The sequence below is a fragment of the Corynebacterium sp. HMSC06C06 genome, assembly GCF_001807295.1.
Taxonomy (GTDB): Bacteria; Actinomycetota; Actinomycetes; order Mycobacteriales; family Mycobacteriaceae; genus Corynebacterium; species Corynebacterium striatum.
Genome location: NZ_KV788505.1, coordinates 12442 through 38685 on the forward strand (window position 1 = coordinate 12442; position 26244 = coordinate 38685).

26 protein-coding genes and 1 pseudogene are annotated in these 26244 nt (G+C 59.4%); 8 read left to right on the forward strand and 19 right to left on the reverse strand.

Features of this window, described 5'->3' with window-relative positions; genetic code table 11:
- Positions 1–34: 34 nt before the first annotated feature.
- From dapF to HMPREF3153_RS08730, 3 genes are read right to left on the reverse strand one after another with little or no spacing between them, the layout of a single operon-like run.
- A complete protein-coding gene (gene dapF / locus HMPREF3153_RS08720) occupies positions 35–865 on the reverse strand; it encodes a diaminopimelate epimerase (protein WP_070420593.1) in 831 nt (276 codons plus the stop codon).
- Positions 862–1764 (reverse strand): tRNA (adenosine(37)-N6)-dimethylallyltransferase MiaA, encoded by a 903-nt coding sequence (gene miaA, locus HMPREF3153_RS08725; RefSeq protein WP_070420594.1) that lies wholly within the window; start codon positions 1762–1764, stop codon positions 862–864. Before miaA ends, dapF begins: the two co-directional genes overlap by 4 nt.
- Positions 1758–2381: a hypothetical protein gene (locus HMPREF3153_RS08730; RefSeq protein WP_070420595.1), complete on the reverse strand. Its 624-nt coding sequence runs from the start codon at positions 2379–2381 to the stop codon at positions 1758–1760. The genes miaA and HMPREF3153_RS08730 overlap by 7 nt, the downstream gene beginning before the upstream one ends.
- Positions 2382–2478: 97 nt before the next feature.
- Here HMPREF3153_RS08730 and HMPREF3153_RS08735 point away from each other — a divergent pair, with 97 nt between their 5' ends.
- Both HMPREF3153_RS08735 and HMPREF3153_RS08740 read left to right on the forward strand, forming a co-directional pair.
- Entirely contained in the window at positions 2479–3786 is a 1308-nt protein-coding gene (locus HMPREF3153_RS08735) for a DUF349 domain-containing protein (RefSeq protein ID WP_070420596.1), read from the forward strand.
- A 62-nt stretch (positions 3787–3848) separates the two neighbouring features.
- The gene (locus HMPREF3153_RS08740; protein WP_246817180.1) at positions 3849–4886 is read left to right on the forward strand and encodes a GNAT family N-acetyltransferase; all 1038 of its coding nucleotides are present in this window, start codon (positions 3849–3851) and stop codon (positions 4884–4886) included.
- On the opposite strand, the gene HMPREF3153_RS08745 is transcribed toward HMPREF3153_RS08740, so the two are convergent.
- The 5 genes from HMPREF3153_RS08745 to HMPREF3153_RS08765 form a co-directional block, all read right to left on the reverse strand.
- Positions 4883–5494 (reverse strand): Rv2732c family membrane protein, encoded by a 612-nt coding sequence (locus HMPREF3153_RS08745; RefSeq protein ID WP_070420598.1) that lies wholly within the window; start codon positions 5492–5494, stop codon positions 4883–4885. The genes HMPREF3153_RS08740 and HMPREF3153_RS08745 overlap by 4 nt on opposite strands.
- Positions 5495–5513: 19 nt before the next feature.
- A complete protein-coding gene (miaB, locus tag HMPREF3153_RS08750; protein WP_083280985.1) occupies positions 5514–7049 on the reverse strand; it encodes a tRNA (N6-isopentenyl adenosine(37)-C2)-methylthiotransferase MiaB in 1536 nt (511 codons plus the stop codon).
- A 47-nt stretch (positions 7050–7096) separates the two neighbouring features.
- The gene (gene recX, locus HMPREF3153_RS08755) at positions 7097–7696 is read right to left on the reverse strand and encodes a recombination regulator RecX (protein ID WP_046645316.1); all 600 of its coding nucleotides are present in this window, start codon (positions 7694–7696) and stop codon (positions 7097–7099) included.
- Positions 7697–8830 carry a recombinase RecA gene (gene recA, locus HMPREF3153_RS08760; RefSeq protein WP_046645315.1) on the reverse strand — a complete coding sequence of 378 codons (1134 nt, stop codon included), beginning with the start codon at positions 8828–8830 and terminating at the stop codon, positions 7697–7699.
- Positions 8831–9070: 240 nt separating this feature from the next.
- Positions 9071–9286 carry a DUF3046 domain-containing protein gene (locus HMPREF3153_RS08765; RefSeq protein ID WP_046645314.1) on the reverse strand — a complete coding sequence of 72 codons (216 nt, stop codon included), beginning with the start codon at positions 9284–9286 and terminating at the stop codon, positions 9071–9073.
- Positions 9287–9432: 146 nt separating this feature from the next.
- Here HMPREF3153_RS08765 and HMPREF3153_RS08770 point away from each other — a divergent pair, with 146 nt between their 5' ends.
- The 3 genes from HMPREF3153_RS08770 to HMPREF3153_RS08780 all read left to right on the forward strand — a co-directional run bounded on the left by HMPREF3153_RS08770 (position 9433) and on the right by HMPREF3153_RS08780 (position 11411).
- A complete protein-coding gene (locus tag HMPREF3153_RS08770; RefSeq protein ID WP_005529007.1) occupies positions 9433–10023 on the forward strand; it encodes a biotin transporter BioY in 591 nt (196 codons plus the stop codon).
- Positions 10024–10028: 5 nt separating this feature from the next.
- Positions 10029–10721 carry an energy-coupling factor ABC transporter ATP-binding protein gene (locus HMPREF3153_RS08775; RefSeq protein ID WP_005529005.1) on the forward strand — a complete coding sequence of 231 codons (693 nt, stop codon included), beginning with the start codon at positions 10029–10031 and terminating at the stop codon, positions 10719–10721.
- Positions 10722–10796: 75 nt separating this feature from the next.
- Positions 10797–11411, forward strand: a complete 615-nt coding sequence (locus HMPREF3153_RS08780) for an energy-coupling factor transporter transmembrane component T family protein (protein WP_005529003.1) — start codon at positions 10797–10799, stop codon at positions 11409–11411.
- 151 nt (positions 11412–11562) lie between these two features.
- On the opposite strand, the gene HMPREF3153_RS08785 is transcribed toward HMPREF3153_RS08780, so the two are convergent.
- The 4 genes from HMPREF3153_RS08785 to pgsA form a co-directional block, all read right to left on the reverse strand.
- A complete protein-coding gene (locus HMPREF3153_RS08785) occupies positions 11563–12423 on the reverse strand; it encodes a PspA/IM30 family protein (protein WP_005529001.1) in 861 nt (286 codons plus the stop codon).
- A gap of 141 nt (positions 12424–12564) precedes the next feature.
- The gene (locus HMPREF3153_RS08790) at positions 12565–12936 is read right to left on the reverse strand and encodes a helix-turn-helix domain-containing protein (RefSeq protein WP_034656969.1); all 372 of its coding nucleotides are present in this window, start codon (positions 12934–12936) and stop codon (positions 12565–12567) included.
- A 44-nt stretch (positions 12937–12980) separates the two neighbouring features.
- Positions 12981–13460, reverse strand: coding sequence for a nicotinamide-nucleotide amidohydrolase family protein (locus tag HMPREF3153_RS08795; RefSeq protein WP_005528999.1), 480 nt, complete (start codon positions 13458–13460; stop codon positions 12981–12983).
- The gene (gene pgsA / locus HMPREF3153_RS08800; RefSeq protein ID WP_005528998.1) at positions 13460–14062 is read right to left on the reverse strand and encodes a CDP-diacylglycerol--glycerol-3-phosphate 3-phosphatidyltransferase; all 603 of its coding nucleotides are present in this window, start codon (positions 14060–14062) and stop codon (positions 13460–13462) included. The genes HMPREF3153_RS08795 and pgsA overlap by 1 nt, the downstream gene beginning before the upstream one ends.
- A gap of 47 nt (positions 14063–14109) precedes the next feature.
- Here pgsA and HMPREF3153_RS08805 point away from each other — a divergent pair, with 47 nt between their 5' ends.
- A complete protein-coding gene (locus HMPREF3153_RS08805; RefSeq protein WP_034656833.1) occupies positions 14110–14403 on the forward strand; it encodes a YciI family protein in 294 nt (97 codons plus the stop codon).
- A gap of 108 nt (positions 14404–14511) precedes the next feature.
- On the opposite strand, the gene HMPREF3153_RS08810 is transcribed toward HMPREF3153_RS08805, so the two are convergent.
- The 7 genes from HMPREF3153_RS08810 to dapB all read right to left on the reverse strand — a co-directional run bounded on the left by HMPREF3153_RS08810 (position 14512) and on the right by dapB (position 24867).
- Entirely contained in the window at positions 14512–15630 is a 1119-nt protein-coding gene (locus HMPREF3153_RS08810; RefSeq protein ID WP_070420599.1) for a TerC family protein, read from the reverse strand.
- Positions 15631–15864: 234 nt separating this feature from the next.
- Positions 15865–19329, reverse strand: coding sequence for an FtsK/SpoIIIE family DNA translocase (locus HMPREF3153_RS08815; RefSeq protein ID WP_083280988.1), 3465 nt, complete (start codon positions 19327–19329; stop codon positions 15865–15867).
- 163 nt (positions 19330–19492) lie between these two features.
- On the reverse strand, positions 19493–20131 hold the full coding sequence (locus HMPREF3153_RS08820; protein WP_070420600.1) for a TIGR03085 family metal-binding protein: 639 nt from the start codon (positions 20129–20131) through the stop codon (positions 19493–19495).
- Positions 20132–20194: 63 nt separating this feature from the next.
- Positions 20195–22339, reverse strand: coding sequence for a ribonuclease J (locus HMPREF3153_RS08825; RefSeq protein ID WP_083280990.1), 2145 nt, complete (start codon positions 22337–22339; stop codon positions 20195–20197).
- Between the two features lie 2 nt (positions 22340–22341).
- A complete protein-coding gene (gene dapA, locus HMPREF3153_RS08830; protein WP_005528992.1) occupies positions 22342–23250 on the reverse strand; it encodes a 4-hydroxy-tetrahydrodipicolinate synthase in 909 nt (302 codons plus the stop codon).
- Between the two features lie 87 nt (positions 23251–23337).
- On the reverse strand, positions 23338–24087 hold the full coding sequence (gene thyX, locus HMPREF3153_RS08835) for an FAD-dependent thymidylate synthase (protein WP_070420601.1): 750 nt from the start codon (positions 24085–24087) through the stop codon (positions 23338–23340).
- Positions 24088–24120: 33 nt separating this feature from the next.
- Positions 24121–24867, reverse strand: a complete 747-nt coding sequence (gene dapB / locus HMPREF3153_RS08840) for a 4-hydroxy-tetrahydrodipicolinate reductase (protein WP_049063455.1) — start codon at positions 24865–24867, stop codon at positions 24121–24123.
- Between the two features lie 168 nt (positions 24868–25035).
- Between dapB and HMPREF3153_RS12495 the strand changes: the two are divergent.
- Positions 25036–25421 (forward strand): annotated as a pseudogene (locus HMPREF3153_RS12495) (VOC family protein).
- A gap of 81 nt (positions 25422–25502) precedes the next feature.
- Positions 25503–26216, forward strand: a complete 714-nt coding sequence (locus HMPREF3153_RS08850; RefSeq protein WP_049063457.1) for an AMIN-like domain-containing (lipo)protein — start codon at positions 25503–25505, stop codon at positions 26214–26216.
- The last annotated feature ends 28 nt before the right edge of the window (positions 26217–26244 follow it).

Consider the following 26244-nt stretch of genomic DNA (forward strand, 5'->3'; position numbering starts at 1 on the left):
GTGTCTGCAAAGACTGCAGCTAAACAGCCATGAGCTAGAGAACCGTGGTGCCCTCAGCCACGATGCGCGAAGGCCCAGTAAGACGTGAACCCCCGTCGAAGATCTCTACCTGCACCTGGCCGCCAGGAACATTGACGGTGACGGTTCCGGCGCCCTCGCCGGCGTCGGCAAGCGCGGCTCGTGCCGCGGCCACCGTACCGGTTCCGCAAGACCGGGTCTCCCCCACGCCGCGCTCGAAGACGCGCATGGATACCGTGCCGTCGACAAGCTGTGTCAGCACCTCAACGTTGACGCCATGCGGGAAGAACTCGTGGTCGAACTCCGGCTGCGCGAAAACCATATCCGCCAAAGACTCCGGCGTGAGGCCCGGAATCACTGCGGCCAAGTGCGGGTTGCCCATGTCAACGCCCAAGCCGGCAAAGTTTTCTCCAGCCATCGAGGCAGTGGACACGCCGGTAACCTCCGCAGGGCCCATCTCCACGCTCACCTGCGCATCATGCTCGTCGAAGGAATGCACGGTGACCTGCTTTGCCCCTGCGCGAGTACCGACGACGAAGCTCTCGCTGTCCACCAAACCGCGGGAGCGCACCCAGTGTGCGAAGACGCGCGTGCCATTGCCGCACATCTCAGCCACAGAGCCATCGGCATTGCGGTAATCCATGAACCAGTCCGCAGGGGCAATGCCCTCAGCCAGTGGCTCACCCAGTGCGCCAGCGCGCACCACGCGCAGAAGGCCGTCGCCGCCGATGCCGGCGCGGCGATCGCATAGAACGCGGACCCGCTCTGGGCTTAGTTCTAGAGTGCCCTCGTGATCCTCGATGATGACGAAGTCGTTTTGAGTACCGTGTCCCTTGGCAAATTTCATGCCTCAATAATACGCAGCGCCTGCTGGTAGGTATCACCGACTGCGTCCAGCCAGTTAATGCGCTTGTCACGGTTGAACCAGGCCCGCTGCCGGCGCACATAGCGGCGCGTTCCAGTAATCGTTCGCTCAACGGCCTCTTCCCACGTCAACTCGCCGCGTTGGGCCTGGAATACCTGCGCGTATCCAATTGCGCGGCCCGCCGTGGAATCCTCCACTAAGCCTGCGTCCTGCAGGGCCTCGACCTCTGCCACAAGCCCGCGCTCGAACATGCGCCGACTACGCAGCTCAATGCGTGGATTGAGCCATTCTGCCTCGGTGCGCAGCCCCAGCAACAACGTGTCCCAGCGCGGCGGCGCATCTTTGGGCGGCTGGCTGGCTTTGAAAGGCTTGCCGGTCAGCTCGATGACTTCCAGGGCGCGAACAGTCCGGCGCGGGTCCTTGTCCTCGATGTTCGACGCTGCGGCTGGGTCAATCTCCGCGAGCTCCGCGTGCAGCTTCTCGATGCCGATATCTTTACGCCGCGCCTCATACTTCGCGCGCACTGCCGGATCAGTGGGCGGAAACTGCCAATCATCCACGAGTGCTTGCACATAAAGCATGGAGCCCCCGACCAAGATGGGCGTCTTGCCGCGGGCCATGATGTCCTCGACGTCAGCGATGGTGTCTTGCTGGTAGCGCGCCACGGAAGCCGTCTCTGTCACCTCCCACACATCGAGTTGGTGGTGCGGGATGCCTTTCCGTTCCTCTACGGTGAGCTTGGCAGTGCCGATGTCCATGCCACGGTAGAGCTGCATTGAGTCGACGTTTACTACTTCGCCGTCTAATTCATGGGCCAACTTGACGCCCAGGTCCGATTTACCGGATCCGGTGGGCCCCACGACTGCGATGGGCCTTAGCATTGCCACCCCGCAACGTAGCGCCCTACGCCCAGCGTGGAATCGGCCGCACGCAATTCCGCTTGCGTGGGCCGCAAAGCTGCAAGCTCAGCCCACAAGCGGGTTTCCAGCATGCCCGTCTCCGCCAGCAAAGACTCGTCGCAGTCCACGTCCACGCCGGAGAGCAGGGACTCGCACCACAGGGCGGTATCTGCAGCGCCGTCGACAAGCGCAAGCGGCGCCCGCGCTGTAAGCCCCGCACTGCCATCCACGCACACCATGGTGAGGACGCCGGCACGCGGTGTACCCACGTGGTCGCGGGTGTCGGCGACGCGGTGCTTAACGACGCCGTCCAGCACATACCGCGCCATGATCTCCGGGAGATAGTTTCCCGCACCAAGCTCGACGCTGGGTGCGCCCCATGCCCGCAGTGAGCCGCTGAGGTTAGTATGCCAACGCGGATCGCGCGAACCGACGATGTCCACCTCGATTTCCGCTGCTTCCTCCCCTAATCTTGAGGCCTCCGCAAACTCCACAACCAGTTGGCGAGCAGCGGCAAGAAGGGCCCGGCTGGCGCCATCAGCAGGCGAAAGCTCAGCCGCGAGGGCGGGGGAAGAAGGCATTACCAAAAGATTTAACATTGCTTCCTCATCCTAGTGTAGGAGAAGGTACTGTAAGGGAGAACACTCTAGGCAGCCGTGACGCGCGGCGCGACTTTTCACGAAGGCGGTTTCAACCATGTCGATCCCAACCCCAGGTTCAATGCCCAAGAAGGGTGCTCGTCCAGGCCCTCGTCCTGGTGCGCAGCCGGTGAAGCAGACTCCTCACAATGATCCGGCCAAGTGGGGCCGCGTGGAAGAAGACGGTTCGGTCTACGTCAACGCCCCGGAGGGCGAGCGCAAGATTGGCGAGTGGAAGGCTGGTACCCCGGCCGAGGGCCTGGCTCACTACGGCGCACGTTACGACGATCTCTCTACCGAGATCGAGCTCCTCGAGGCTCGCCTCAAGGCACATCCTGGCGAGGCTGAGTCCATCAAGACCACCGCTGCTGAGCTGCGTGAGACCTTGCCTACCGCTGCGGTTATCGGCGACATTGCGGCACTCGATAAGCGCTTGGGCGCTGTCATCGAGCACTCCGTAACCGCCGGTGAGCAGGCACAGGCAGACAAGGCACGCCGCCGCGAGGAAGGCATCGCTGCCAAAGAGAAGCTGGCCGCCGAGGCAGAAGACATCGCAGAAAACTCCACCGACTGGAAGGCCGCGGGTGACCGTATCCGCGCCATCCTCGAAGAGTGGAAGCAGATCCGCGGCATTGACCGCAAGACTGACGACGCACTCTGGAAGCGCTACTCCCGTGCGCGCGATTCCTTCAACCGCCGCCGCGGCGCCCACTTCGCGGAGCTCGACCGCAACCGTGCCGCCGCACGCAAGCGCAAGGAGGAACTTGTTGAGCGCGCCGTAGCACTTCAGGACTCCACGGAATGGGGTCAGACCGCTCGCGCTTACCGCGACCTCATGACCGAGTGGAAGGCAGCCGGCCGCGCACCGCGCGAGGCTGATGACAAGCTCTGGGCGCAGTTCCGCGCCGCACAAGACCACTTCTTCTCTGCACGCAACGCTGTCAATGACGAGCGCGACAAAGAGTTCGCCGCCAACGCTGCGGCCAAGGACGCACTCATCGCTGAGTACGATTCCCAGATCGATCCTTCCAAGTCCATCGAGACTGCCAAGGCAAAGCTGCGTGAGCTGCAGGAAAAGTGGGAGGAGATTGGCTACGTTCCGCGTAACCAGGTCCGCGAGTACGAGGCAAAGATCGAGGTACTCGAAAAGCGCGTCGCTGAGGCCGAGGACTCCGAGTGGCGCCGCACTGATCCAGAAGCACAGGCACGCGTAGCCCAGTTCCAGTCCAAGGTTGATGACTTGACGGCTCAGGCTGCAGCAGCCGAGGCCAAGGGCAATGCCAAGAAGGCCGAGGACCTGCGCGCACAGGCTGCGCAGTGGCAGGAATTCGCCGACGCAGCTGCCGCTGCAGTCAACGACAAGTAACGGTCACCTGCAAGTAATTGCTCGTTCAGATCGTACCCGGCCGCGGGGAGCCCGCCGACTGCGTGCGCAGTTTCATCTTCGATGCGAACCTTTACGCACAGGAGGCCTCCGGCGATCCCGCGGCCTCTTCCGCGCCTTCGCGGGTGGTACAGCGCCTACAAGGTTCCACCGAATCTGTCACCTACTTGTTTGGACTGACTGAGGACACCCCGCTGGAGGTCGGTGAGCTAGGCTTTCCCACTATTCCAGCGGTAGAGCCCAGCCCGGAGCTCGACTTTGACGGCTTTATCCATATCTCCCTTCCGTTGCTCGAGGAGACCCAGAATGCCGAGATCGAATGCGTGCTCGGCGCTGATTACCTGCCCCTGCCGGGCGAAGAACTTGAGCCCGAGGCACTGGCCGTAACGCGTCAGCTCGCCGAACACGCAATGGCCTTGGCCCGCCAGTTTGGTCGCAGTGTGGCGCAAATCGGCATGCTCTACCCAGCTGAAGCGGACTACTCTTACGATCCTTTTTCCACCGCTTACACGGAGCTGGGATTCCAGCCCAAGCATTCAGAACACCAGATGTTCATTGAGTTCCCCGACTCCCCTGCCCGGCCTTTCCCGGTGGCGGGCCGCAGCTTCCACGTGTTCGCGGACTATGACATCCCAGAGCATCACCTCGACGACATCTTGGACCTTCTAACGGTCGCATCCACGGATGCGGTCTACGGGGATCTCAACACGGAGCCTATTAATTGGACACGGGAGCGCTTGGCCGAAGCCCACTCCCGCCTGCGGGCGCGCAAGTCACACACGCTTCTCATCGCAGTGGAGGAAGAAGGCCGTATCGTGGCGCTCACCGAGTTGGCGCGCCATCACGACGCAGATCCCGAGGTATGCGAGTGGACACTCACGGTCACTGCGCGCGATAGGCGACGCGCGGGACTAGCCATGTCAGCGAAGCTGCATGCACTGCACGAGGTGTCTCAGTGGTGGCCTGATACCCGGCGTGCTTATTGCTCGGTAGCCGACGCCGATCCGGCCATGATCCGCATCTACCAGCACCTTGGCGCGGAGGTCATCTCTACCTCGTCGGCGTGGGAGCTCAAGCTTTAGGACTTCTTGTAACGCTGCGCTGCTTGGCGACGTCGGTCGTCGATAAGCAGCGGGTTCTCCTCCGGCGGGAGGGTGGTTGCTGCCTCGGTTTGCAGGATTCCCACCTGGTCCAGCTTGCTGGCTTCGCGGCGGGCCTTCTCAGCAGCTGCGACCTGCTCTGGGCTGCGCTTGAACGCCACTTGGCAGTATGCAAGAAAGGCGATGAGGCTCGCGAGGGTTCCTACCCACATGCCGATGGAAGGGCTATCAGCGGTGGAACCGCGGAACCAGAAGCTCCACAGGTTAATGAAGAAGGAAATGGTCACCATCATCCACGCGGCGAGCGCAAAGTTGGTGCGACGTGTGGCCACAGTCAGGGTGGTCAGCACGCCAATGCCCGCGAGGGAGAACCATGCAGAGACAGTTTCCATGATGGAGATCCGCACGCCGTCATCCGTGGTGCCCAGTTGCAGCGCTTCCCAGCCATGCGCCGGGCCGGCATAGGGCAGAACCAAGTACGCAACCCACACCACGATAGCGATGATGAGAGTGACCTTGTGGTTTCCCAGTTCCATCTTCTTGGCAGCCGCGCGTTCGGCGGCGTGGGCTTGTTCGTACTGATTACTCATGGTGGTCTAGCGTACTCCTCTAGCAGCCGCAGGCGTCATCTTGCTGGCGCGCAGGCTTGCCAATCCGCGGCAGTCCCAGGCCCACACCAATCGGCGCGGTGGTGGGTGTCTGACCGGCTGCGGACATATCGCCCGCCTTGGTGCGGCGGTGCGAGGTTACGCCGGAGTCAGCCACGAGGAAGAAGGAACCAGCATCGGTCACGGTGGTGTGAACAACGTCGCCAGGGCGGATGTCCGCGGTGATGTCGGTGCGGGTGCCAGCGGCGTCGACAAGCACGGGCGCAAAGTGCACCAGGCGCCCATCGCGGGAGCGGCCCGTCAGGCGGTGGGTCTCCCCTGCCTTGCGGCCTCCCTCGGCCTGGACCAGCAGCTCAGCGTCGGTGCCGATGAGCTTGGCGTTTTCTTCAGCCTGAATGGAATCCTGCAGGGCAACCAGACGCTCGAAGCGCTCTTGCACGATGTGCTTGGGTACCTGCTGCTCCATCTCGGCAGCCGGAGTGCCCGGGCGCGGCGAGTACTGGAAAGTGAAGGCGGAGGCGAAACGCGCGCGCTTGACGACGTCCATGGTGGCCTCGAAGTCCTCTTCGGTCTCGCCCGGGAAGCCGACGATGATGTCGGTGGTGATCGCCGCGTGTGGCATTTTTTCGCGCACTTCGTCGAGGATGGCCAAGAACTTCTTAGAACGGTAGGAACGGCGCATCTCTTTCAGGATGCGATCGGAGCCAGACTGCAAAGGCATGTGCAGCTGCGGACACACGGCCGGGGTCTCAGCCATGGCGTCGATGACGTCAGAGGTGAACTCAGCTGGGTGCGGCGAGGTAAAGCGCAGGCGCTCGAGGCCCTCAATCTTGCCTACCTCGCGCAGCAGCTTGGAAAAGGCGAACTTGTCACGCGGCAGATCTGGGTCAGCGAAGTTCACTCCATAGGCATTGACGTTCTGTCCAAGGAGCGTGACCTCGGAAACACCCTGGTCAACCAGGGCTTGAACCTCAGCGAGGATGTCACCTGGGCGGCGATCCTCTTCTTTACCGCGGAGGGAAGGAACGATGCAGAAGGTACAAGTGTTGTTGCAGCCCACGGACACGGATACCCAGCCGGCGTAGGCGGACTCGCGCTTGGCCGGGAGCACGGACGGGAAGGCCTCTAGGGAATCGACGATTTCCACCTGCGCCTCGTCGTTGTGACGAGCGCGCTCGAGCAGCGTGGGAAGTGCTGCCATGTTGTGGGTACCGAAGACTGCATCGACCCACGGTGCGTTGTCGAGGACGGTATCTTTGTCTTTCTGTGCCAAACAACCGCCCACGGCGATCTGCATGCCAGGGTGGTTTTCCTTGGTCTTCTTCAACGCGCCCAACGTGCCGTACAGGCGCTTATCGGCGTTCTCACGCACCGCGCAGGTATTGAAGACGATGAGGTCTGGTTCAGCCTCGCCAGCCGCGGTGTAGCCGGCCTCCTCCAGCAAGCCGGAGATGCGCTCGGAGTCGTGCACGTTCATCTGGCAGCCAAAAGTGCGCACTTCGTAGGTGCGTGGCGCCTCGGTCTGGGTATTGCTCACGTCGGGTCATTGTATCGGCCGAAGCAGCCAACTCATAAAACCCGGTTTTATTCTTGTTCTAGCTCTTCGATGCGCGCGTCAAGGGCAGCAATGGCAATGCTCATAGACATTCCTTGATTAAATCCGCGGCGCGCCAGCACACCGACGATGCGGCGCAGATACTTGTCACGCTCACCGCGGTCTGCTGGTACGGACTTGATCGAGCGGGCTTTCTTTTCCGCCAAGGCTTGAGCGATGGACTCCTCTGAGTCCTGCGTGACCTGTTTCAAGGCTTCCGCGCGCTCGGCCTGGGACACTCCTTTTTCTTGGAGCTCGCGGTCTAGAGCTCGCGCTGATTTTCCACGGCGCTCATGGCGCTGGCGCACCCATTCCTTGGCGAAGGCTGAGTCATTAACCAGCCCAACGTTGGTTAAATCATCGAGGACCATCTCCACGACCTCTTGGTCGAACTCCAACCCAATGAGACGATCGGAGAGTTCCTTTCGCGAACGCGCACGCTGATCGAGCAGCAGCAGCGCGCGCGAGCGCACCTTGGCTTTGGCTTCTTCTTCCTGGACATCAAAAAGCCCGCCTCCAGTGGCGCCGGATTCATAATCTTCCAGCGCCCGGCGTAGCTTCTCGAGCTTCTCTGGGGCGGGCTTGTTCATTTATTCGTCGTCAAAGTCGACGTTTGGCACCAAGTCCACTGCCTCATCAGTTAGCGGATCATCCGCACCTGGCACGTCCATTGGAATGTCTTCGTCGGTAGCTGCACCAGAGCCGATCCCCAACTTGTTGAAGATCTTTTTCTCGATCTCGTCAGCGAGGTCCTTGTTTTCCTTCAAGAAGTTACGAGCCTTCTCCTTACCCTGACCGAGCTGGTCACCTTCATAGGTAAACCAGGAACCGGACTTCTTGATGAAGCCATGTTCCACGCCCAAATCGATAATGGAGGACTCCCTAGAAATGCCCTCGCCGTACATGATGTCGAACTCGGCAATCTTGAATGGTGGGGAGACTTTGTTCTTCACGATCTTGATCTTGGTGCGGTTACCAATTGCATCCTGGCCGTCCTTCAGGGTCTGAATGCGGCGGATGTCGCAACGGACAGACGCGTAGAACTTCAGTGCCTTACCACCGGTGGTGGTCTCCGGCGAACCGAACATGACACCAATCTTCTCGCGCAGCTGGTTAATGAAGATTGCGGTAGTGCCGGAGTTATAAAGCGCACCGGTCATCTTGCGCAAAGCCTGGGACATGAGACGAGCTTGGAGACCCACATGGGAGTCACCCATCTCGCCCTCAATTTCTGCCTTCGGGGTCAGCGCTGCCACGGAGTCAATAACGATGATGTCAATAGCGCCGGAACGAACAAGCATGTCCGCGATTTCCAGCGCCTGCTCACCAGTATCCGGCTGGGAGACCAAGAGGTTGTCGGTGTCTACGCCCAGCAGACGGGCGTATTCCGGATCCAATGCGTGCTCCGCATCGATAAAGGCGGCAATGCCGCCGTCCTTCTGTGCAGAAGCAATGGCGTGCAACGCAACAGTTGTCTTACCGGAAGACTCAGGACCGTAAATCTCAACGATACGGCCGCGCGGGAAACCACCGATACCCAGAGCAATATCGATCGCGGTATTACCGGAGGAGATCGCCTGGATTGGCGGGCGTTCGTCATCACCCAGACGCATGACTGCGCCTTTACCAAAATCCTTCTCAATCATCGCCATTGCGGCGTCAAGAGCCTTTTGGCGGTCATCACCTTTAGCTGCCGCGGCAGTGGACTTCTTCTTGGTTGCCATTTATTTCCCTAACTTTGATTATTAACGCAGAATGATTCACGCGCCGATGAGCGCGAGTTCTTCTTTTTAGACTGTTATTGCGCAACATTGGTTCCGCCGACAGACAAAAGCTATCGAATCAGCCTGACATCCCCCACAACAATACACACACAGATGTTCGAATTTCCACCCAAAATCAGCGTGTCTGTTCTATTTTCAGGCCATAAAGGTTTCAACGCGTTCGAAAGGCCGAGCTAACGATTACAAGGTTGGATAGTCGACCCCAAGGCGCCTTCCTTCGGGAACGTCAAAGTCATCGCACAATCCGTCCCACACGTCGCCCGGGTCAACTCCTCGCTCGATTAGCTCGTCAGCGGTCTCACCATATTTTGCTAGTACGTGGGAATGGCTAATCCACTTCCCCTCGGACTCGCCGAACTCGTCGACAACCAGTTGGTGATATTCCGTCAATCGCATGCCAGCCATCCTACAGGGCGGCCTTGCACACCCTCCCTAGGACAAGTCCCCCATCTAGGGCATAGAGCGCCGCCGAAACCCCACGTTGAACGCTGTTCAAAACTGCCGGTTTCCTGCTTCGTTGGCAAACGTGTAATCTCCCCACCATGAAAAAGAACTCTGTCGCGACTGACATCGCATACGTTGCAGTCTTTACCGCTCTCATCATCGTTTTTGCGTTCGTTTCCATTCCAAGTCCTGTCTCCGGTGTTCCCATCGTTATCCAGAACGCCGTCATCACCCTGGCGGGTCTAGTTCTTGGCGGTCGCCGCGGATTCTTCGTGGGCCTGCTGTTTATCCTTCTCGGCCTCGTAGGCCTTCCGGTCCTTGCTGGCGGACGTAGCGTCATCAGCGCCCTGCCTGGCCCAACCGTTGGCTACATCGTGGGCTACCTCATCTCCCCTGCCATCGGCGGCGCTGTGGCTTACCGTGCACCGCGCAACAAGACAGGCCTTGCCATCATGATTACCGTCGCCGGCTTTGTCAGCTTGCTCGTTCAGTACGCTTGCGGCACCGTCGGCCTGGCGCTGCGCGCGGGCATGGGCTGGGGAGAAGCTGCCCTGGCACAGATCCCATTCCTCGGCCCAGATGCGCTCAAGCTGGTGATCATGATCATCATCGCCATCGGTGTGCACTCAGCTTTCCCTGATCTCATGGGCCGCAAGCCTGTGACAAAGAAGGCTGAATCCGCGGCTTAAGCACTATGCCAACAATCGAATTTCAAGGGGTCTGCGTCTCTTTCGAGGACAAGGAGATCCTTTCTGATATCAACCTGACCCTCAGTGAGCAGCGCATTGGAATCATCGGTGCCAACGGTGGGGGCAAGTCCACGCTGACGCGTCTCATCAATGGTTTGGGTGAGCCAACTACGGGCACAGTGCTTGTCGACTCCGTCGATGTAGCGAAGAGCGGCAAAGAAGTCCGCCGCAAAGTGGGTTTCGTATTCTCCGATGCAGAGAACCAAATCGTGATGCCAAATGTGCGTGACGACGTCGCCTTTTCCTTGCGTCGCATGAAACTAGCTAAGGAAGAAAAGAAGGCGCGTGTCGACGCCGCCCTCGAGAGATTCGGGCTCTCACATCTAGCGGAGCAATCACCACACACGCTGTCAGGTGGTCAGAAACAATTGCTTGCGCTGGCGGCTGTACTAGTCATGGACCCGTCGCTCATCATCGCCGACGAGCCGACAACCTTGCTCGACCTACGCAACCGTGACCGCATCCGGCGTGAGTTCGCGGCACTTGAGCAACAGCTCATCGTGGTCACCCACGACCTCGAATTCATCAATGACTTCGACCGCGTCATCTGCATCAATGACCACAAGATCGCTGCCGACGGCGCACCCGAGGAGGTCATTACCTTCTACCGCAAACTCATGGCCTCACGGCCGCGCTAAAGAAGTCAGCTTAAAAGAACCGACCCACTCAGCAATCGCCCCAACCAAAACTCTTTGTGAAGTAGGAAGCCAGCCGTGCCGAAAAACATCCCCCTTGGCTATTACGTTGATGCCGACACCATCATCCACCGGTGTCCGACGTGGGTGAAGTTTGTGGTTCTCATTACATTCATTGTGGTCACCACACTGTGGGCTAAATCCATTCCCACCGCGATCGGCGCCGCCGCGATAGCAGTGGCTTACTACCCCATTGCACGTATCCCTATCAGTGTGGCATGGGGCCAACTTTTGCCGCCTCTTTATCTCTTGCTGGCCCTAGCCGCGTTTCAGTGGTGGCAAAAGGACTTTGTCACCGCAGTGGTGATGTTTTTTAGTGTCTATGCCTCAATCATCGCGGCCGTTTTGCTGACCTTGACTACCAAGGTTTCAGACATGATGGAGTCTTTCGAGCGGGCACTACAGCCTTTCGCGAAACTCGGACTGCCGGTAGAAAACCTCAGCCTTGCCATGTCGCTGACAATCCGTCTGTTGCCGCTAATGCTCGGCACAGTCAATGAAGTCCTCGACGCCCGCAAAGCACGCGGCGCCGGCACGTCACTGCTCGCCTTCGGTACACCGGTGGTCATCCGCTCTATCCGCCGCGCCCAGGCCATGGGTGAGGCCCTGCAAGCCCGCGGCGTCGGCGATTAGCGCTAGCAAGAGTAGCTCCATGAATTTGGAACCCGAGTTTCAGTCCCCAGAAACTCACTACATGCAGGAAGGGCCTCACCCGGCGGATGCCAAGGGTGAGGCCCTTCCTATGCTCGAGGCTATCGGCTACTTTCGTAGCGTCAATTAAGGCTTACTCGCCGCGCAACTCGCGGAGACGAGCCTGGACAGCATCATCAGCTGCAGCATTTGGCTGAGCTGCCTTGTCAGCAGCGGAACCAGCAGTGCGGTTGCCCTCGATTGCCTGCTGGGGGTTGCCCTCCACAGCCTTGGTGGTGTTCATTTCAGCACGAATCTGCTCGAGACGGGAGTGGCCTGCGAGCTGAACGCCAGCCTGCTCAATCTCGTGCATGCGATTAGAAACGGAGTTCTCGGCGAGCTCAGCCTGGCCCAATGCCTTGGTGTAGCGGCGCTCAATCTTGTCACGCACAGAATCCAGCGAAGGGGAGTTGCCGTTCGCGGTCAGCTCGTTCATGGAGTTAAGCGACTCGGAGACCTTCTCCTGCATCTTGGCCTGCTCAAGCTGAGACAGCAGCTTGGAGCGCTCGTTGACCTTCTCACGCAGAGCCATGCCGTTGCGCTCGACAGCCTTCTTAGCCTGCTCAGCCTGCTGAAGTGCCTGATCGTGAAGCTTCTTGGTGTCCTCTACAGACTGCTCAGCAGTAACGAGCTGTGCAGCGAAAGCCTCCGCAGCGTTCTCGTACTCGGTGGCCTTGGTTGCGTCACCTGCAGCACGAGCTTTATCAGCGAGCTCTAGAGCCTGGCGGGTATTGCCCTGCAGCTTCTCAATTTCGCTCAGGCGACGGTTAAGCTGCATCTCCAGCTGACGCTGGTTACCAATGACAGCAGCTGCCTGCTGCGAAAGCTCCTGGTGCTGACGCTGTGCTTCCTCGATAGCCTGCTCGATCTGAACCTTCGGATCAGCATTTTCTTCGATCTTGGAATCGAAGAGTGCCATCAAGTACTTCCATGCCTTTACGAATGGATTCGCCATTGTATTCTGGGGCCTTCCTAATTAGCTTTCAGAATTTTCTGAAAAAGTATTTCTCCGGTTCTCTATACTAGCGAAGCCCGCGCCTCACTGCGTTGCCTAGGGCATAAAGTTCGCTGTGGAGCGCGGGCTATTAAAAGCTAGTTAGAGCTCAGATGCTGCAGGGGCAGTCGACGCCAGTTCCTCATCCATCGACGGCAGTGCCATGTAGCCCGCTGCCTCAATGAGAACGTCAGCAACGCTTACCTCGAGTGCATGGCAGACAGATGCCAGAAGCTCTGAAGATACTTCCTTGCGTCCACGCTCTAGCTCGGAGAGGTAACCCGGGGATACACGGGCCACGCCGGCGAGCTCGCGGAGAGTCACGCCCTTGTCAGCGCGGAAGGCGCGGAGCGTGAGCCCCAAAGCCTCACGAAGGAGCGGTTCCGGAGCGCGTTTAGGGGTTTCGACGGCACCCGGTACCCGCGCCTGGGTGGCGTTTAAAGGCTTTTCAAGAAGTGCTGTTGTAGTGTTCATCATCCTGTATAACGTGCTAAGTCAGCACTTTGTTCCCGACAGTGCTAATTTTCTTCCAAAGTTGATAGAAGCAGGCTCAATGCTGCGGCTACAGCACCCGTTCGAATCTCGTCGCGCGAGCCAGAAAGGTGCTCCGTCTGAATCGCCGTTGGTTCAACGCTGGGACCCACAATCCCTACGAATACCGTGCCCGCGGGTTTGCCCTCCTGAGTATCAGGGCCTGCGACACCAGTTAGCGAGACCGCCCAATCCGCGCCAGTCTCACGGGCGGCAGCCACGGCCATCTCCTGCGCCGTCGACGCGGAAACCACGCCCCGTTCCTCCAGCTGCTCCAGAGGAACGTGCAAGAAATGGGACTTTACCTCGGTTGCGTAGGTAACCAATCCCCCGCGCAACACTGCAGAGGCGCCGGGCACGGTGGCCACGGTGGCCGCGGCTAGGCCAGCAGTCAGAGACTCGCAAAACGCCACGGTTTCCCGGCGCCGCTTGAGCGTTTCAACTACTTGGCTAGCCAGAGAATCCATTAGCAATTCTGCTTCCTACCGTCAATGAGGTACTGCACACCGGTGACCACGGTGACCACAACTGCCGCCAGCATGACCACAAAGGTAGGGATATCCATCCAGCTCGGTAGCGGGCACAGGTACATGGCAACGGCGATGGTTTGGAGAACAGTCTTTAGCTTGCCACCCTTAGATGCCGGGACCACCTTGCCCTGGCGCAGCAAAGCCATGCGCCACAAGGTAATGCCGAACTCGCGCACCAGGATAACCACCGTCACCCACACAGGCAGCACACCGATGATATTGAGACAGACGAATGCAGCCGTCATCAGTGCTTTATCTGCGATGGGGTCAGCAATCTTGCCAAAGTTTGTAATCAGACCGCGGGAACGAGCAATGTCGCCGTCCAGCTTGTCCGTGATCATCAAAGCCACAAATAGGCCAAACGCCCACCACTCATGGTCCGCCAGGACAAGCCATGCAAAGACTGGGATAAAAAGAATTCGCAAGCTGGTCAAGACGTTGGGCAGATTCCAGTTGGAAACGTTGGGATTTACATCCGACGCCGCTGCTGCCTTTTGCTGAGCTTGAGAATCATTCACGGGACTAATCCTACCTGCCATGTTGAAGCTCCTGCGGCTGACTCCCCCAACTCCCTAAGATGAGGGGCATGAAGTACATTGCAACACTCTACGAATATGACCCTGAAAATCCGGCCATCGCTGATAACCGTCCGGCGCACCGCGAATTCATCAACGGCCTCAATGCCGAAGGCAAGATTCTTGGCTCAGGACCATTCCCAGATGCCAAGGGCGGCGCGTTGATTATCCTCCAGTTCACGGATGAGACGGCCACCATCGAAGACGCTGCCGCAACCATGGACAACGATCCTTTCTTTACATCCGGCGCAGTCACCGCCCGCGACTTCCGCGAGTGGAATCCAGTCATCAACTCGTTTAGCTAGTAGCTAGTAAGCGCCCAACCTCGATAAATGCTAAGACCCGGAGAGGAATGCACAGTGTTTCTCTCCGGGCCTTTATGATGCGGCGTAAACGCCTCTTAAACTTGTGGTTTAAGGCAATTCTGACTGCGGTAGGTCCGCAGCTTTGCCTACAAACTCGCCGCTCTTGGTGCGAACTATCTTGTTACCCTCTTCGTCCCAATCATAGTGGTTGTGAGATATCGAGATACCACCCTGGGCCTCATCGCGCTTGCTCTTCAAAACAGAGGCGGCAACGGTCACCGCGAGGACGCCCACGATAACCAGCAGGGACATCAAGGTCGGGATCTCTGGAATGCCACTGACGTTTTCGCCGCCATTCACGAACGGCAGGTTGTTTTCGTGCAGCGCGTGGAAGAGGAGTTTCACGCCGATGAAGCCCAAGATGATGCCCAGGCCATAAGGCAGGTAGACCAGACGCTCCAAGAGGCCATCAATCAGGAAGAACATCTGGCGCAGGCCCATCAAGGCAAACGCGTTAGTAGTAAAGACCAGGAACGGTTCTGAAGTAATGCCGTAGATAGCCGGGATGGAGTCAAACGCGAACATAACGTCGATGAGGCCAATAGCGGTCAATGCCACGAACAGTGGCGTCAGAGCCAGCTTGCCCTTCTTCGGGCCGGATTCCTCGCGGTGGGTGAGCTTGTCACCGTGGTAGCGCGGCGTCACGTGGATGACCTTGCGCAGCCACTTGATGACGAGCATGTCGTTGGGGTCCGTCTCCTCAGCGTCGCGGATCTCATCGATGATGAGTTTGACTGCGGTGTAGATAAGGAAGATTGCGAACAGATAGAACACGTCGGACCACGCCTGGATGATCGCAGCACCGAGCATGATGAAGATGAGGCGGAATAGCAGCGCCAACACGATGCCGATCAACAGCACCTTCTGCTGGAAGCGGCGAGGAATCTTGAACGAGCCCATAATCAGTGCGAACACGAAGAGGTTGTCCACGCTCAAGGCCTGCTCAGTCACCCAGCCTGTGTAGAACTGAATGGCGTGCTCGTGATCCCACAGCACCCAGACGATTCCACCGAAGATGACGGCGAGGCCCATATAAAACAGGGTCCAGGAGCCGGATTCCTTGATGGAAGGCTCGTGCGGGGATCGCACGTGGCTGTAGAAATCAAAGATGAAAAATCCGAGAATGACGACGATGGTGATCGCCCAGATCCACAATGGGACATGCATATATAAATATCCTCCGGTCGGGTTACGAAATTGACCGGAGGTCTCCCCCACCCGCTCGACGCGGGCCAGCGAGACCGGGAACCCTGGTATAAATCCGAGCTGCCGTGTTGACGATCATCGCTGTGGAGCGGGGTACTCCCCTCCAAGACTCGTCCTATATTACACAAAAGAAAATGCCCTACCGCATTTAAATCGGTAGGGCATTAAAGCACCAGCACAACTGGAGTCCAGTTCTTAGAACGCCCCAGAAGATGGGTTGTAGGTGGCCTGCACGGTGCGTGTGTCGTCGGAGGACGCGGCGTCGTCAAGCGCTGCGTCGCCACCGTCAGCAGACTGCGCCATCTCATCCTGGATTTCCTTCGGGGCTTCAGCCGGATCCGCGCCCTTAATCATCCAGATTATGGTGTCGAGTTCTTCCGGCTTGACCAGAACCTCACGTGCCTTCGAGCCCTCGGAAGGACCCACGACGCCGCGGGATTCCATCAAGTCCATCAGGCGACCAGCCTTAGCAAAGCCGATACGGAGCTTGCGCTGGAGCATCGACGTCGAACCCAACTGGGAGGTAACCACAAGTTCGACGGCCTCAAGCAGATCATCCAGGTCTTTTCCGATGTCCTCGTCGATTTCCTTCTTCGCCTCGGACTTCTTTTCTTCCGTGACGCCTTCAGTGTAGTTCGGCTGGCCTTGTGCCTTCGCGGCATCGACGACAGCCTGAACCTCTTCGTCAGAAACGAACGCGCCCTGCATACGCACCGGGCGTCCGCCTTGCGGGATGAACAGACCGTCGCCCATACCGATGAGCTTCTCAGCGCCACCCTGGTCCAAAATGACGCGGGAGTCAGTCAGCGACGAGGTAGCAAAGGCGAGGCGGGATGGAACGTTGGTCTTGATCAGACCGGTCACGACGTCCACGGAAGGGCGCTGGGTTGCCAGGACCAGGTGGATACCCGCCGCACGTGCCTTCTGAGTAATGCGGACGATGGACTCCTCGATTTCCTTCGGGGCGGTCATCATGAGGTCGGCCAACTCGTCCACCACGCACACGATGTATGGGTACGGGCGCATCTCACGCTGGGAGCCGGCAGGTGCCTGGTGCTCGCCGGAGATGACCTTGCGGTTGTAATCCTCAATCTTGCGCACGCGGGCGGACTGCATGTCCATGTAGCGCTGCTCCATCTCCTCGACCAGCCACTGGAGGGCGGCTGCCGCCTTCTTCGGCTGTGTGATGATCGGGGTGATGAGGTGCGGAATGCCTTCGTACGGAGTGAGCTCCACCATCTTCGGGTCGACGAGGATGAGGCGCACCTCCTCCGGGGTCGCGCGGGTGAGCAACGAGACGAGCATGGAGTTCACGAATGCGGACTTACCGGAACCGGTAGCACCCGCCACCAAAAGGTGTGGCATCTTCTTCACGGAGAAGGACGAGTATTCACCCTCAATGTCCTTGCCCAAGCCGATGAGCATTGGATCGTCGGAACCAACGATGGCCGGGGAATCAAGCACGTCGCGCAGACGCACCATCTCTCGGTCTGCGTTCGGCACCTCGATGCCCACTGCGGACTTGCCCGGGATCGGGGTCAGCAGACGCAGGTTGTCCGTGGCCACGGCGTAGGCCAGGTTGGACTGCAGGTTCGTAATCTTGGAGACCTTGACGCCTGGTCCAAGCTCGATTTCGTAGCGAGTAACTGTTGGGCCACGGCTAAAGCCGGTGACCTGGGCGTCGACCTTGAACTCCTCGAAGACATCAGTGATGGCCTCGATGATGCGGTCGTTGGCCTCGGTACGCGCCTTGGCAGGCTTGCCCGGGGTCAGCAGGTCAGTGGTCGGCACGTCGTAGTCGGATTCGCTAGCCACACCAGGGGCAGGTGCCGGGGCCGGTGCAGCAGAAGCCGCCTGTGCGGGTTGCGCCTGTGGTGCGGACTGCTGGGACTGCGTTGCTGGCTCTACGACGGACTTGCCGGTCGTGGCATCGCGCCCGGATCGCTGTTGGAACAGGCGCACTGCCTCAGCGTGTGCCGAGGAGACCACGTCTGCTGCGGAGTCGAGAGCAGCGCTTGGCGACGCCGCTCCTGCCGCAGCACCCGCAGCCGCGCCAGCGGCAGCACCGGCGGCACCGCCGATTGCGGCACCGGCTGCGTCGGCAGATTCCTGGGAGGTACGGCGCGGGGTTGCCGAGCGCGGAGACGCTGGGAGCACGGTGGTTGACTCCTCGTCGCGGACTACTGGAATCTCATCGGTGTCGTCGACGCTGCGCGGGATAGTTGAATTGAATTCTGGGCGGCCATGCTGCACTGGGTGCGCCGGCGTGGCCGGTTGTGAGATAACCTCGGTCGGCTGCCCCGCATCATCGAGCAGCGCGGACTGCTCGGCGCGCGCTGCAGTAGCTGCGGCGTCCTCATCAGCGTCCTGCATCGGCGCTTGAGCGGAGTCGAAGGAGACCGTTGCGTTTGCGTCTGCCGGGTAGTTATCCATCGGCGTCGACAGGCGGCGTGGGCGCTGGCGGCGTGCGCGGCGCGGCTGCTGCGCCTGGCGTTCCTCACGCGGTGCGCGTTCACGCCCCTCGGCGATGTCCTCGATATCGTCATTGACGTGACCATAGGCGTCGTCGTGGAGCTCCTCGTCGTAGTCCTCGTAGCGTCCGTCCTTGCGTTCGCGCAAGCCGGCCATGAGGTCGTTGAAGACCGCCGAGATGTAGTCGAAGGCCTCGCGCAGGGTGATACCCGTGATGTTCAGGGCACCGTAAATGATCAACAGGAACAGCAATGGAACCGCAACATAAGCAGAGAACGCCGCCTCGAGCAGCTGGCCCACGACAAAACCGATGGCGCCGCCGGCGTCACCTGCAGCATTGTTTGACCACGACAGAGCAGGCAGTCCAGCAAAGATGTGGATGAGGCCCAGCATGCACACGATGATGAGGGTGGTACCGCCCACGACGCGTGGCTTGAGGTGACCGGCCACGCCGGATACCCCCATCATGAGCGCCATGGCGAGGGCCACCAGCGCCACTGGTAGCACGTACGCACCTGCGCCGATGACGTAGCGCACCGCATTGGTGAGGTAGGCACCGATGACGCCCACGATGTCGAACCACACCGCACACGCGAGGACAATCGCGATGCCAATCAGGGTCAGCGCAACCGCATCCGGATTGGAAATCTGGATGGTGCGTTCCTGCCGGGCGACGCGGCCCTCAGGATCGACAGAGCGATCCAGCGCAGTCTCAGGATTATTCGCGACGTCCTCGCCCCGACCTTTGCCATTGTCCTTGGCGCGGGTTACCTTGCTCTTCTTGGTTTTGCCCCGAGTAGAAATTTCCTCCGGCTCCCTTACATCATCGTAATCTTCAGTGTCATAGTCGCCGTAGATATCGCGATCATCCGCACCGCCGTCACTCGGTCGCAGGTTGTTCATTCCACGGCCGACGCCGCGTGCCATATCGCCCATGCCTCGCGCTGTGGCGCCAAAAACCGCGCTTAGCCCACGACCGACAGCACGAAATGCGCTGCCGGTCCTCTCGGAAGAGGTCTCAGCAGCGCGGTTTGCGGAAGTCAGCGTGAGATGCTCGGAGTTTCTCCGGCTCGAGGACTTACCTGTACCGGTACGGCCAGACGGCCGCGATCGGTTCGCAGGGCGGGCGCTTCCCTTTGAGGAGCGGCCACGGTGCGAGGCGCGTGACGGTGCGTTTTTGACAGACATATCCGCCACTCTAGTAGCCCTTGCACCACTATTCACATACGCCACACTAGTTTCGGGTGGATATTTTCCTTAGTGAATAAGGCTTCTACACGCTTTTGCATCCTCAATGGGCAGCAAATCGCTATTTGCTGCGCTTATTCTAGTCTAAGGGCTTGACGCAAAGTTAGAGGCCGGATCGGACGATAGCATTGTTATCGCCCTCAATCTTGACGTCACTGGCGTCACGGCCGTAGGTCCACAGAACCAGTTCGGAGACTGGGCCCAGGACGCGGACGACGTCGTCCCCGCGCTCAGCCACCTTCTTACTATCGCCCACGACGATGCGAGCAAGGCCCTCCGGGTACAAGACAACCGGCTTCGCGGACTTGCTCAACATGCGGGGAGCCAACATTTTCAACCCCTTGTGGAGTTCCTTCTCCACTGCCTTTGAAAAGCCGCGCGGCTCGGTCATACCGTTGGCACGGCGAATGTCCTCATGGTGGATGAAGTGCTCAGTGAAGTTTGCCAGTGAATCAACGTAGCGCATTGGGTTCGTCTTCTTCGCTCCCCTCCCCCAAGCATCAACCAGCTCATCGAAGTCACGCGCTGCTGCTTTCTGCATCGCCGACTCAAGGCGCTTTTGCAGCTGCGGGATGAACATCCCAGCGGCCGCGTCAGGGCGGTTTTCCCTTACCCACAAGTGCGCGGCAAGGTCGCGAGTGGTCCAGCCTTCGCACAGCGTAGGGGCATCCGGACCGAGTTTATGGAACAGCGCCACCATCTTGACGCGCTCAGCAGAAGAAAACGACATGTGCCCCAGCATAGACTGCCGGGGCACATGTCGTTTGAGAGGTTTAGCCTAAAGCTCCTAAAGCTACTGCCTCATTTAAAGAGACTCGCGGGAAGCCTCTACCTCTTCGTCATCAGCCAAGAGCGGACCAGAGTTTGTCGGGATGATGGTCGGCAAGATGACTGGCTCGCGCTTGTACTTGGAATCCATGAGCTTGGATACCTTGCGGCGCAGCTTCTGCACCATGCGGTAGGTATCGTTCTCGCCCTCAGCGGCGAGATCGTTCATCGTGGACTCAACCAACTTGGCAACCTCCGGCACGATGCCGCGGTCATCGTCAGAGAAACCAGTGGTGGATACAGCCGGATGCTCAAGCAGCCGGGACGTGCGGTTATCAATCACACAGGTGATGGAAACGACGCCGCCAGAGCCGAGGTTGGTGCGGTCTGCCAGGGTATCTGCGTCGACGTCACCCATGGAGACGCCATCGACGTAGAGGTTACCCACGGTAATCTGGCCAACAACCTCTGCACGGCCGTTGCGCAGATCAACGACAACGCCGTTCTGTGCCAGAACCACGCGGTCGCGGTCAACGCCAGTGGAGACTGCCAGTTCCTTGTTTGCACGCAGGTGACGCCACTCGCCGTGGACCGGCATAACGTTCTTCGGACGCGCAGCGTTGTACAGGAAGAGCAGCTCGCCGCCGTAGCCGTGGCCGGAGGCGTGAACCTTGGCTTCCTTGTTGGTGATAACTTCAGCACCAATCTGGGAGAGCATGTTCATGACACCGTAAACGGCCTCTTCGTTGCCCGGAATCAGGGACGAGGAGAAGATGATGAGGTCGCCGTCGCGGACGGTGATCTGACGGTGCTCACGGCGTGCCATGCGTGACAACGCAGCCATTGGCTCGCCCTGGGTACCGGTGGTGATGAGCAAGACCTTGTGCGGTGCCATCTTGGCAGCCTCGTCGATCGGGATGATGGTTCCGCGCGGAACCTTCAGGAAGCCCATCTTCTCGGCGATTTCCATGTTGCGCATCATCGAGCGGCCGTTGAAGGCAACCTTGCGGCCAGCATAAACGGCGGCGTCGATAGCTGCCTGTACACGGTACACGTTGGACGCGAAGGTTGCGATGATGACGCGCTGCTTAGCATTGGACACCAGGCGGCGGAAGGTAGCCGGGATATCTCCCTCGGATGCGGAAACGCCCGGGATGTTCGCGTTGGTGGATTCGCAGAGCATCAGGTCGACGCCCTCATCACCGTAGCGAGATAGCGCCGGAAGGTCGGTCGGACGGTTATCCAGCGGGGTCTGGTCCAGCTTGATGTCACCGGTGTGGATGATATTGCCAGCCGGGGTGCCCAGCATGATGCCCAGTGCATCCGGAACGGAGTGGTTAACTGCCCAAAAACGGCAGCGGAACGAACCGTAGTTCACATCCGACTTCTCGTTGACCTCAACGAACTTCGGCTTCTGGCGGTGCTCCTTACACTTCGCCGCAATCAGCGCGATGGTAAAGCGCGATGCCACGATTGGAATATCCGGGCGCAGCTTCAGCAGCCACGGGATAGCACCAATGTGGTCCTCGTGAGCGTGGGTGACAACGAGTGCCTTGACCTTGTGAATCTTCTTCTCGATCGGGCCAAAGTCCGGCAGGATCAGGTCGACGCCCGGCTCGCCAGAGGACGGGAAGAGCACGCCGCAGTCGATGATGAGCAGCTCATCCTGGTACTCGAAGACGGTCATGTTACGGCCAATTTCGGAGATACCGCCCAGAGCGTAGATGCGCAGGGCATCCTTCGGCTGCTTTGGTGGTTCCGGCAGACGCTTAGTCAGATCCGCGCCCTGCATCGACTTCGGCACGTTGCGGCGACCGCGGTTGTTGTTACGGTGGCCGCGGCCACCGTTGTTGCCGTTGCCATTGTTCTCATTACCGCCATTGTTTCCGTTGCCGCCGCGACCGCGACCACGGCCGCCACGGGAGCCACGGGAACGGGAGCGACGGTTGTTGCCGCCCTCGTTGTTGCCCGATTTATCGGAATTGTTGCTACCGTTGTTGCCGTTGCCAGAGGACTGGCCATCGGAGGTGTTCTTGGAATTGTTCTCACCGGATTCCGTGCGCGCCGAATTGGTCGGTGCCTGAAAAACCGGCGAAGCCGCCTCGTTCGAGGCGGTCTCAGTTTCCGCTGGTGGGCCCGCCTTGCGGGTAACCTTGCGGGAACGGTTACGGGGTTCAGTCATTCTTAAAGGACTCCAGCCTTTTCCATATCACGGCGAAGCTCCTCGATCTCCTGCGCGGAGGCCGCGACAACTGGGAGACGAGGGTCGCCGACTTCGATGCCCTGCAGACGCAGGGCAGCCTTTGCGAGTGTTGCTCCTCCCAGACGCGCTTGCGCCTGGATGAGCGGGGTCAAAGTTTGTGCATTGATCTCCCTTGCGCGTGCAAGGTCGCCTTCTTCGAAGGCAACAAGGAGATCCGCGAGAGCACGCGGAGCTGCGTGGCCGACGACCGAAATGACGCCGGAGGCGCCCAAGGTCAGCCAAGGCAGGTTCAGCGGATCATCGCCGGAGTACCAAGCCAAGCCGGTCTCCTGAATAAGCGGTGCGGCCGCGCCAAGGTCGCCTTTAGCGTCCTTGACAGCCTTGATGTTCGGCAATTCCGCAAGGCGGCGGATGGTCTCCGTCGCAATTGGAATGCCCGAGCGGCCAGGAATGTCATAGAGGCAGATCGGAAGATCGGTTGCCTCGGCAATTGCTGCGAAGTGGGCGTACACACCTTCTTGAGAAGGCTTGGAGTAGTAAGGAGCCACAACGAGCAGGCTGTCTGCACCCGCTTCTGCGGAAGCCTTGGCCAACTCGATGGACACTGCGGTGTTGTTGGTACCTGCACCTGCGCAGAGCTTTGCGCGGTCCCCTACTTCTTCCTTGACGGCCTTGAGCAGCTCTAGCTTCTCATCCAGCGTTGTCGTCGGCGATTCACCCGTGGTACCAGCCAGGATGAGGGAATCTACGCCGTTGTCAACGAGGTGAGCTGCTAGACGACGCCCCGCGGCTACATCGAGTTTGCCATCGCGGTCAAACGGGGTGACCATGGCTACTCCGACGCGGCCGAAGGTTTCTACGCCTGTCTTTGCTGTCATACCTGTGCTCATAGCCGTCAAGATTACCCGCTTCCCGCGAAAATTTGTTCATCGGGGTCGCGTGGCGGAACAAGCTATGGCCACCGCCACGGACTTGAACTAGGCGTATGGGCTCGATGCCATTTCGGTGCCGTCGGCAAGCTGGGTGATGTGGAAGTCATCGAATACCACCGGCGACTGCTCGCGCAACAGCTTGAGGCAGGCAATCGCTAGCTCACGCATCTCGGTGTCCGCTTGCTCGGTGGCACGCGCGCCGATGAAATGGCGCCAAGCCCGGTAGTTTCCGGTAACCACGATGCGGCTTTCCGTCAGGTTGGGCAGCACGGCGCGCGCCGCTTGCCGCGCCTGCTTCTTGCGCAGTAGTGCGTTGGGCTCATCTTCCAGCTTGCCCTCCAGCGCGCTGAGCAGCTCGTTATAGACAAAACGCGTCTCATCCACTGCCTGCATGGTAAGCCGCGTCAGCTGCTCGTCTTCAGCAATGAGCTTGGGCAGTACCACCTGTGTTTCCTCCGGATGCACGTAGCGTTGCGAAAGCTGCGAGAAGGAGAAATGGCGGTGGCGCACCAACTCGTGGCTGGCAGAGCGCGACAGGCCGCGGATATACAGCGTGGCCGTGGCGTGCTCCAGCAATGCGTCGTGGCCGACCTCCAGAATATGCCGTAGATAGGCCGAGTTCTCCGCGGTGCGCGGATTCGGCTTATCGAAGGACTCGTAGCAAGCCCGGCCGGCAAATTCGACGAGAGCCTCGCCATCGGAGGCTGCCTGTTCCCTCTCCCACTCGATGCCCCGCGGCGGGTGGAACTGCGTTGCCGCGATGAGCTGGACGTCCAGTTCGCTAATGCGTGCCATATTTAGTGCCTTATGTCTCCCCGATAGTCCGACTTATAGGCCCAAGTACTTCTCAAGACCCACGGTCAGCCCTGGGTGCTCTGCAATCTGGCGAACGCCAACCAGCACGCCCGGGGTGAAGGAAGAACGATCATAGGAATCCTGGCGGATGGTCAAGGACTGCCCCTGGGCGCCGAAGATGACTTCCTCGTGGGCAACCATGCCGCGGGTACGCACGGCATGGACTGGGACACCGTCGACGTCGGCGCCGCGTGCGCCTTCGAGAGACTGCTCGGTAGCGTCCGGCATCTCCCCTAGTCCTGCTTCCTTGCGGGCTGCCGCAATGCCCTGCGCGGTGTGGATGGCGGTGCCAGAAGGCGCATCCAGCTTGGTTGGGTGGTGGTACTCCACGACCTCGGCGGTCTCGAAGTACTTCGCAGCCTGTGCTGCGAAAACCATGGTCAGCACGGCGGAGATAGCAAAGTTTGGTGCAATCAGGACGTTGCCGGCGCCATCTTGCTTGGTCCACTCCTCGACCTGTGCCAGGCGGTCTGCGTCGAAACCGGTGGTGCCCACGACGCAGTGAATGCCGTTGCCAATGCAGAACTCGAGGTTTGCCATCACCGAAGACGGCTGGGTGAAGTCAACGATAACCTCGGCGTGGTTATCCACCAGCACCTGCAGGTCAGTATCGCGGTCAACCTCAGCGACCAGCTCGAGGTCATCTGCCGCATCAACGCCTTCTACAATCGCCTGGCCCACGCGGCCCTTCGCACCCAAGACGCCAACTTTGATAGCCATAAATGCTCCTTTGCCCTGTTCAATGTTCGATGTTCGATCTTCGATATTCAATCTAAATTTACATACGTATAAGCACGCTACATCTAGCGCAGGCCTTATTGCCTGCCCCAACGCCGACCAGTCTAACGCGCCAGTTGGCAACGCAGACTTTGTGCCATGCGCATCTAGATTGCTTCCGTGCTTGTCGACGACGTCGCTCGCGCCCACGATTTCTACGTCAACACCTTGGGATTCAAGGTTAAAGACGATGTCACCCACGGCGACTTCCGTTGGCTCACTGTCACCAACGCCTCCGGTCCAGCCGAAGACAGCGGCATCGAACTCCTGCTAGAGCCCAAGGGCCATCCAGCAGCAGCTCCTTTTACTGAGGAACTCAAAAAGACGGTATTCCGTTTACCCAGTTCCTGTCTGAGGACGTGCAGGCCGAGTACGAAAAGCTCAGCGCAAAGGGCGTTGACTTCACCATGGAACCAACCGACGTCGGCCCTTCTATCATCGCCATTTTCGATGACACCGTGGGCAACCTCATCCAAATGGTGCAACTCAAGCTTTAGCGTCGATGCATCTGGCGGGCAGTGCAGGAATGATTTAAAGATTGTGCACAAGCGTGAGCCCGTTTTCTTAGACTGGTCAGCATGATGCCTCTCAAACTCTCTGCGCCTTCCTATTCGCTTTCTCATCGCCGCCGCCTGTACGTTGTGGCCGCCACCTTAACCACGGCCACGCTTACGCTTTCCGCCTGCACCGGCAGTGCCTCCAACGACAACAGCCACAGCGCGCCGCTATCTACCGTGGCGCCTTCTGAGACTACGCCGCCGACGAGCAGTCAAACGTTAGAGGAAACCACAAACCCGCAGCCGACAAGCACCGAACAGAAATCAGATGGGCTTCCAGAGGGCTTCTTAGGCACTCCAGATACGGCAGACATCGACTTCGACGGAACCTCTGAAGGCGAACTAATCCCAACCACTATGCGTGCTGGTAGCCATCAAGGCTACGACCGCGTTGTCATAGAGTTCGCGGGCGCCGGCATTCCGCGGTGGTGGGCACACTACACCGAGTCCACAAGCGCACCAGGGTCGGGGTTCCCCGTGCCCTACTCCGGCAATATCGCTCTCGAAATAGGCCTCGAAAGCACACCGTGGCCCGTTAGCCAAGAGCTCCGAGACGCAATGCTCAAGCCCCATGCCCAAACGCCTGGCGCGGGTGTCGTGCGCAGCGTGGAATTTGTCAGCGCATTCGAGGCCCAGTCTCACTTCGTTATTGGGCTCGATAAGAAAGTGCCCTATTCCATCACGTACTTGGACGGTCCACCTCGCATTGTCATTGACTTCCTCAACAACTCTTAAGGCTTGTCCCTAGCCACCGATGACGCTA